Genomic DNA, 7,409 nt, shown 5'->3' with positions numbered 1-7,409 from the left:
CCAGGCCTGGTCGGTGTCGCTCTGAGGGATCCGGGCGGTCTCGACCTCGGTCCACCAGATGCCGGTCTCGCGCGAACGAATCTTCGTTCGCCCGGGACACCCCTTAGGACGCGTACGCCGCAGAGACTCAGTGCACGCCGGCCATCAACCGGCGGATGGGCCGGTTGCCGATGAGCAGCAGGACACCGACGACGACCGAGGCGAGTCCGACCCACCAGAAGAACGCGCTGTCGTCGTTGACGTCGTAGAACGCGGCCAGCCGTCCAGACATCGCGGTCCCGAGGGCGATCGAGAGGAAGAAGAGCGCCATCATCTGCGTCCGGAAGCGCTGCGGGGCAAGCTTGGTGGCCAGGGAGAGGCCGACCGGGGAGAGCAGCAGCTCGGCGAGGGTGAAGAGCAGCAGGATGAGCGCCAGCCCGACCAGCGGCACCGAGTGCGCGCCGCTCGGCATCAGCAGGAACACCCAGAACGCGATGCCCATCAGGATGGTGCCGATCGCGAACTTCACCGGTGTCGACGGCTGACGGGGGCCGAGCTTGGTCCACAGCGCCGCGAAGACGCCGGAGAGCAGGATGATGAAGACCGGGTTGATCGAGTTCACCCACGAGACCGGCATCTCCCAGCCGAAGATGTCTCGGTCCAGGCGCTGGTCGGAGTAGACCACCATCACGGTGAACTGCTGCTGGTAGAGCGACCAGAAGACCGCGGAGGCGATGAAGAGGGGAACCATCGCCCACACCCGGCTCCGCTCGATGGCGGTGACCTGGCGGCTGAGCAGGATGACCGTGAAGAGCAGGATCGCGGCGACGACGGCGATGCCGATCACGATGTTGGCCAGTCGCGGAGCGGTGATGACGCCGGTCAGGCAGAGCACCACGATCACCGCCACGGCGCCGACGGCGATGGCGATCCAGCGGCCACGCTCCGAGGCCGGGAGCGGGTTGGGCACGACGCGGCTCTCGGCGGGGAGCCTGCTGCGACCCATCGAGTACTGCACCAGGCCGAGGATCATGCCGATCGCGGCCAGCCCGAACCCGAAGTGGAAGCCCCACTGCTTCTGCAGCAGCCCGGTCAGCAGCGGACCGACCAGCGCACCCAGGTTGATGCCCAGGTAGAAGAGGGAGAAGCCGGCGTCGCGACGCTCGTCGTCGGGGGCGTACAGCGTGCCGACCAGGGAGGAGGCGTTCGCCTTCACTCCGCCCGAGCCGAGCGCGATCAGCACCAGGCCGACGCCGACACCGGCGATCCCCGGGATCAGGGCGAGGCCGAGGTGACCGAAGACGACCAGCCAGGCCGAGTAGAAGAGCGTACGCTCCGCGCCGATCAGGCGGTCGGCGATCCAGGCCGCGATGATCGTGGAGAGATAGACCGAACCGCCGTACGCACCGACGATCCCGAGCGCCACCGTCTCGCTGATCCCGAGGCCACCCTCGGCCACGGAGTAGTAGAGGTAGATCGCCAGGATGCCCTGCATGCCGTAGAAGCTGAACCGCTCCCACAGCTCGACGCCGAACAGGTTGGCCAGCACGCGTGGCTGGCCCAGGAAAGACCGGTCGCCGGGGTCGCCCGCGGCGGTCTCACTTTTCAGTTGACTCATGACCTCAGGTTCACAAAGTTGTGTTTGTCATCCAAATCACGAGCGGCAGAACGCGGTCGGATGTGACCTCCTTCACGCCGCTCAGCGTCCTACCAAGCCCTGTCGCCGTCCTTGTCCTGGAGCGTCACAGCCTCTAGCTCGAGCTGGGCGCCCTGGGCGCGGCCCGGACATGGGCGCGTTCGCCCTGCTTGCCGATCAGGCTGAGATATTCGACCGGCCCCGAACTGGTGGCTGCGAACCAGTGCGGCGTACGCGTGTCGAACTCCGCCGCCTCGCCGGGCTCGAGGATGAGGTCGTGCTCGCCGAGCACGAGCCGGAGCCTGCCGTTGAGGACGTACACCCAGTCGTATCCCTCGTGAGTGCGCAGGTCCGGCTCGGCATCGTCGCGGCCGGTGGGAAGGACGAACTTGTACGCCTGAATGCCCCCCGGCCTACGGGTCAGGGGCAGGATCGTGGAGCCGTCCGCACATGGGATGGGTCGCAGGTTGATGCGCGGGTTCCCGGTCGGCGGTGCGTCGACGAGCTCATCGAGGGTGACGCCGTGGGCGCGCGCGAGGGGAAGCAGCTGCTCCAAGGTGGGGCGACGCAGACCTGCCTCGAGCCGGGACAGCGTGCTGGTCGAGATCCCGGTCTCCTCAGCCAGGTCGCTGAGGGTGATGCCGCGACGTTGGCGGAGGCGCTTGAGTCGTGGTCCCACTGCGTCGAGGGTGCGATCGGGCGAGTGATCCATGTCGACCAGTTTGCCATTCAGCAACAACGTTTGCGAATCCGCCATCTCGTGAGCACCATCGACTCACGTGGCCGTCGAACGACGGCCGCGGTCCTTCTCCGGGTCGCGGCGCCACTTCGTCCTGCCGCTGTGCAGGTTGTGAAAGGAAGTCCATTGAGCACGAACCCACCTGTTTCCGACATCGGCCATGGCGACTCAGTCGACGCGGGCGACTCGGCCGTCCACGACGCGCGGCAGCGTCGCGCGATCTTGATCGCGGTCTGCATCGCATTGATGGCCGTGATCGCCTCGGTCACCGGCCTCAACGTCGCCCAGCCCGAGCTCGCCGTCGAGTTCGACGCCTCGCAGAGCACTGTGCTGTGGTTCATCAACCTCTACACGATCAGTCTCGCCGCCCTGCTGCTGCCGTTGGGCGCACTCGGCGACCGGATCGGCCGCAAACCCGTGCTGCTCGTGGGACTGACAGTCTTCGGCGCCGCGAACGTGGCGGCCGGGCTGGCCAACTCCTCTGAGATGATGCTCGCTTCCCGCTTCGCCTCCGGTGTCGGCGCGGCCATGATCATGCCGGTCACCCTGGCGGTGATCACCTCGACCTTCCCCGAGGAGGAACGCGCCAAAGGCATCGGCGTGTGGACCGGTGTCGCCGGCGGTGGCGGCATCCTCGGCATGTACCTGTCCGCCCTGCTCGTCGACGTCGCCACCTGGCGGTGGCTCTTCATGCTGCCGATTGCGCTCGTCCTGGTTGCGGTCGCGATGATCGTGCGCTCGGTGCCCAACTCACGCGAGCACACCGAGCACCGGTTCGACACGATCGGCACGGCGACCTCGGTCCTCGCCGTCCTCGGGCTGATCTTCGCGCTACACGAGGGTCCGGTACACGGCTGGACCGAGCCCGCGACCATGATCGGGCTGGTCGGTGGCATCCTCGCCGCGGTCGCCTTCGTCGTCTGGGAGCTGCGCCAGGCGGCGCCTCTGCTCGACGTCCGGCTCTTCAGTCAACGAGGCCTGGCCAGCGGATCGGTCACGCTGCTGGTGGTCTTCGGGGTGCAGGCTGGGATCTTCGTGGTGCTCTTCCCGTTCCTTCAAGCCGTGCTGGGGTGGTCCGCACTGCGGGCCACGCTGGCCATGATGCCGATGGCGTTGCTGATGATGCTTGCCTCCGGGCTCGCCCCGAAGGTCGCCGCTCGCGTCGGAGCACGAGCCACAACGGCTGCCGGCATCTTCCTCGCCGGCGCCGGACTCGCCCTCATGGCCGGCTTGGTCTCCGTCGAGGGCGGCTACCTCGCGGTCCTGCCCGGCATGCTCTCCATGGGTATAGGCATGGGCCTGTCCATGACGCCGTCCACGGAGGCGATCACCAGCTCACTGCCCCGCGAGCGCCAAGGGGTCGCGTCCGCACTCAACGACGTCACCCGCGAGTTCGGCACCGCCCTGGGAATCGCCCTCCTCGGAGCCATCTTGTCCGCCGGCTACAAGAGCGCGATCGACGATCGTCTTGATGGCGTCCCGAACGACGTCGCGGACACAGCACGGGAGGGCATCGCGAACGCCGTCGCCGCAGCAGACGGCGCCGGCCCCCAGGCCGGAGCGCTGGTCCGGGTCGCACAGGAGTCGTTCGTCGACGGCTGGCAAAACGCCATGTGGGCAGGCGCCGCGGTGATGGCCGTCCTGTTCGTCTACATCCTTGCTCGTGGCCCACAGGATGCCCGCAAGCCAACCGACGCTGTCACCGAAGCACATCGATGACCCATGCCTCCGGTCCGTCGAGTCGCAGTCTCGACGGACCTGACGGCGGCTACGACGGTCGGGGCAACAGGTCGGCGTCGCGATGCTCGACCAGCTCGGGCTGCTCGCGGGCGATGCGGCCGATCCCCCATTGACCGAGCGGCTCGAGCGCCACGTTGAGGGCGTGGCCGTGCTCGGTCAGCGAGTACTCCACCCGAGGGGGTACCTCGGCGTACACCTCGCGGTGCACCAGGCCGTCCTGCTCCATCTCGCGCAGGTGCTGGGTCAGCATCTTCTCGCTGACGCCGGGCAGGCCGCGTCGCAGCTCGGCGAAGCGGCGCACGCCGTGCTCATCGAGCTCCCAGAGGATCAGCCCCTTCCACTTGCCGCTGACCACGTCGAGGGCGGCGTCGATGCCGCAGATGTAGGGACCGTTTCGGGCCTGCTTCGTCACGGGGTGCTCCTCACGAACCTTTTGGTAAGTACCCCAGTTATTAGTGGGTACTCCCGCGATCCTACGCAAGCGTCGAGGATGGTGCGTACCGATCGAGAACGAGACGAGAGAAGTCCACCATGAATCAACCCCGCTCCGCTGTCACCCTCATCGGCCTCGGCCCGATGGGTCAGGCCATGGTCCACAGCCTCCTCGCCGCCGGGCATCAGGTGACCGTTTGGAACCGGACGGCCTCGCGTGCCGACGAGGTCGTCGCCGCCGGTGCGCAGCTGGCCGACTCGCCCGCGAAGGCGGTCGCGGCGAGTGACCTGGTCATCCTCAGCCTGACCGACTACCAGGCGATGTACGACGTGCTCGGCTCCGCCACCGACGAGCTGAAGGGGCGCACGATCGTCAACCTCAGCTCCGAGTCGCCCGACGGGACGCGTCGGGGTGCGGTGTGGGCGGCCTCGCACGGCGCGCAGTTCCTGACCGGGGGCGTGATGATCCCGGCGCCGATGGTCGGCACACCCGATGCGTTCGTCTACTTCAGCGGGCCAGCTGACGCGCTCTCGCCGCACGAGGATGTGCTGGCTCGCATCGGCGCGGTCCGCTACCTGGGCGAGGACCCCGGCCTGGCCCAGCTGATGTACCAGGCCCACCTGGACGTCTTCCTGACCTCCCTCTCCTCGCTGCTCCACGCCGTGGCGCTGCTCGAGACGGGCGGCATCAAGCCGGCCGCGGCCATCCCGGAGCTGATGCAGACCCTCGCCGGCATCCTGCCGATGCTGGCCGCCGGCGAGGACCTCGGCGCCCAGCTCGAGGCCGGCGAACACCCCGGCCACCTGAGCACCGTGACGATGATGGGCGCCACCGCCGACCACCTCGTCGAGGCCAGCGAGGCCGCCGGCATCGATACCGATCTCCCCCGCGCCGTCCAGGCGCACTACACCTGGGCCCGCTCCCGTGGCTACGGCGCCGAGAACTGGTCCCGCATCATCGACGGGATTCGGCCGTACGCCTGAGGTGGTCGCCGGCGCCTGAGCGACCCTCAGGCGCCAGTGACCAGCCATTCAGGCAGTTCCTGGATCTCCGGACATCGGGCATGGCGCAGCTCGCCCCACGCGAACGACGACTCGCACAGCCAGTCCTCGACACACGAGCCCAACTCCTGACACGCAGCAACCAGCTCCGACGGATCATGGAGATCTTCCGAGCGCCCCAACCTCCACTGCGCTGCCTCGTTCGTCGGCTGATACGTGGCGTGCACCCACACGTATTCGTGCCCATCGTCGGGAAACGTCCAATGCGGCTCCCCCCGCTCCCGCAGTGAGCTGCCGTGCTCCGTGCCAGCCACTACCGCGACGGTGATCCCGGGGATCTCATCCTCTGCCAGCGCGCTGTGAACGAGCTGCCGGATGACCTGATCCCGAAGTCTGCTCATGAACGACGTCCGACTCATTTCGCGCTCCGTTCGATCAGGTGGGCCAGAGCAGTCATCGTCACGTACGCCTACGTGCAGGTGCTACTCGGTTTCTCAGATCGGGTGACATCCTTGGTCCATGGCCCAGATCTGTCGACGCTGCGGGCCTCGAGAACTCAATGCACGATGCCAATGCACGATGCTGTGTGCATGAGGCAGCGAAGTGTCTCGAACCCTTCTCGCCTCGCGCCCAAACCCCATGGCGGCACCCCTAGTTGGCGCACCGCCGCGTGGTCGCGCAGTTATTGGGCGGGACCGGACATTGATGCAGCACGGCGTGCGGGCGGCGGCATCAGGGCGCGCAACGGGTGGCCTCGCATATGCGAAGCCATCCGTCCCTGACCGTGCCGCAGTCAGGAATGAGCCGTGAGCCAGTCGATCACGTCGGCGGTGACCGCGTCGCGGTTGGTCTCGTTGAAGATCTCGTGGCGCGCCCCGGGGTAGAGCGTCACCGTCACATCCTTCAGTCCGGCCTCGCGATAACGCTCTCCCAGCAGCTCGACCAGGGCGCCACCTCCGGCGAGCGGGTCGGCGTCGCCGGAGACGACGAGAATCGGCAGATCGGAGCGGATCCCACCGATGGCTGCCGGGTCGGCCAGACGCTCGGCGCCGGCGAACAGCTGAGGCACGGCAGTGTCGGGCAGGTCGAACCCGGACAACGGGTCCGCGACGTACGCATCGACCTCGGCCTCATCGCGTGAGAGCCACTCATACCCGGTCCGATGCTCGAACCCGGCGTTGAACGCCTCCAGTCCGACCGGACCCTCGGAGCTCGAGAGCGCACCAGCGAGTACGTCGAGGGCGGTCGAGCCTGACAGCACCACGCCGTCGTACAGGTCGGCCCGGTCCAAGAGCACCGTCTGCGCCGCGAAGGACCCCATCGAGTGCGCAACCAGGAACACCGGCGTCCCGGAGAAGTCATCGCGCAGCGAGGCACCCATGGCCGCAACATCGGCCACCAGCGCCTCGAAGTCGAAAAGACCGAGCTGGTCGGCCGACGCGACGGACCCGCCGTGACCGCGATGGTCGACCGCCCGCACGACGTACCCAGCCGCGACGAGAGCCCGAGCGAACCGGTCGTAACGCTGCCCGTGCTCGGCGATGCCGTGGGCGATCTGGACAACGCCCCGCGGCGCGGACAGCTCCTCTCCCCATGTCCGGATTGCAAGCGCGGTGCCGTCGGTCGGCGAGACGAATGTGGCTGTGGTGGGCATGGGGCCTCCTGATGACGGGGTGCCCATGCTGCCAGTCTGACGGCGATCCCGGCAGGTGATCGGGCTCCTACGCAGGTGGTCCTCGAGGTCCCTCCGGTGGTCTCGTCGCCGAGGGGCTGTACGCCGCGACTTCGCAGCCAACGGGCACTTCGGCATCGACAGTCACCTTGGCCTCGTAATGGTCATTACATTGACCATCGCCAAGCGCATCGTGGTCAGCGCAATGA

7 protein-coding genes and 1 pseudogene are annotated in these 7,409 nt (G+C 67.8%); 3 read left to right on the top strand and 5 right to left on the bottom strand.

Annotated features, from left to right (window positions below; all coding sequences use genetic code 11):
* Positions 1 to 127 precede the first annotated feature (127 nt).
* Entirely contained in the window at positions 128 to 1,597 is a 1,470-nt protein-coding gene (locus tag ABZZ22_RS23055; RefSeq protein ID WP_354936468.1) for an oligopeptide:H+ symporter, read from the bottom strand.
* 133 nt (positions 1,598 to 1,730) lie between these two features.
* Positions 1,731 to 2,327 (bottom strand): XRE family transcriptional regulator, encoded by a 597-nt coding sequence (locus tag ABZZ22_RS23050; protein WP_354936465.1) that lies wholly within the window; start codon positions 2,325 to 2,327, stop codon positions 1,731 to 1,733.
* 153 nt (positions 2,328 to 2,480) lie between these two features.
* On the opposite strand from ABZZ22_RS23050, the gene ABZZ22_RS23045 reads away from it, so the two are divergent.
* Positions 2,481 to 4,073 carry an MFS transporter gene (locus ABZZ22_RS23045; protein WP_354936462.1) on the top strand — a complete coding sequence of 531 codons (1,593 nt, stop codon included), beginning with the start codon at positions 2,481 to 2,483 and terminating at the stop codon, positions 4,071 to 4,073.
* 49 nt (positions 4,074 to 4,122) lie between these two features.
* On the opposite strand, the gene ABZZ22_RS23040 is transcribed toward ABZZ22_RS23045, so the two are convergent.
* Positions 4,123 to 4,506: a helix-turn-helix domain-containing protein gene (locus ABZZ22_RS23040; RefSeq protein ID WP_354936459.1), complete on the bottom strand. Its 384-nt coding sequence runs from the start codon at positions 4,504 to 4,506 to the stop codon at positions 4,123 to 4,125.
* A gap of 68 nt (positions 4,507 to 4,574) precedes the next feature.
* Between ABZZ22_RS23040 and ABZZ22_RS23035 the strand changes: the two are divergent.
* Positions 4,575 to 5,081, top strand: a pseudogene (locus tag ABZZ22_RS23035) (NAD(P)-binding domain-containing protein); the annotation flags it as partial.
* Positions 5,073 to 5,510, top strand: a complete 438-nt coding sequence (locus ABZZ22_RS23030; protein ID WP_354936477.1) for a hypothetical protein — start codon at positions 5,073 to 5,075, stop codon at positions 5,508 to 5,510. The pseudogene ABZZ22_RS23035 and the gene ABZZ22_RS23030, both read left to right, overlap by 9 nt.
* A 26-nt stretch (positions 5,511 to 5,536) precedes the next feature.
* Here ABZZ22_RS23030 and ABZZ22_RS23025 read toward each other — a convergent pair whose 3' ends face one another.
* Positions 5,537 to 5,929, bottom strand: a complete 393-nt coding sequence (locus ABZZ22_RS23025) for a hypothetical protein (protein ID WP_354936456.1) — start codon at positions 5,927 to 5,929, stop codon at positions 5,537 to 5,539.
* A 392-nt stretch (positions 5,930 to 6,321) separates the two neighbouring features.
* Complete coding sequence (locus tag ABZZ22_RS23020) at positions 6,322 to 7,182, bottom strand: alpha/beta hydrolase (RefSeq protein WP_354936453.1); 861 nt, start codon at positions 7,180 to 7,182, stop codon at positions 6,322 to 6,324.
* Positions 7,183 to 7,409 lie beyond the last annotated feature (227 nt).

Origin of the sequence: Nocardioides sp. NPDC006273 (assembly GCF_040613495.1) — a bacterium.
Classification (GTDB): domain Bacteria; phylum Actinomycetota; class Actinomycetes; order Propionibacteriales; family Nocardioidaceae; genus Nocardioides.
This window is presented reverse-complemented; position numbering and strand designations above follow the sequence as displayed.

What these genes read in the sequence shown, in the direction of transcription:
- ABZZ22_RS23055 (WP_354936468.1), bottom strand. Translation starts at nt 1,597, where the DNA reads ATGAGTCAACTGAAAAGTGAGACCGCCGCGGGCGACCCCGGCGACCGG.
- ABZZ22_RS23020 (WP_354936453.1), bottom strand. Translation starts at nt 7,182, where the DNA reads ATGCCCACCACAGCCACATTCGTCTCGCCGACCGACGGCACCGCGCTT.
- ABZZ22_RS23025 (WP_354936456.1), bottom strand. Translation starts at nt 5,929, where the DNA reads ATGAGCAGACTTCGGGATCAGGTCATCCGGCAGCTCGTTCACAGCGCG.
- ABZZ22_RS23050 (WP_354936465.1), bottom strand. Translation starts at nt 2,327, where the DNA reads ATGGATCACTCGCCCGATCGCACCCTCGACGCAGTGGGACCACGACTC.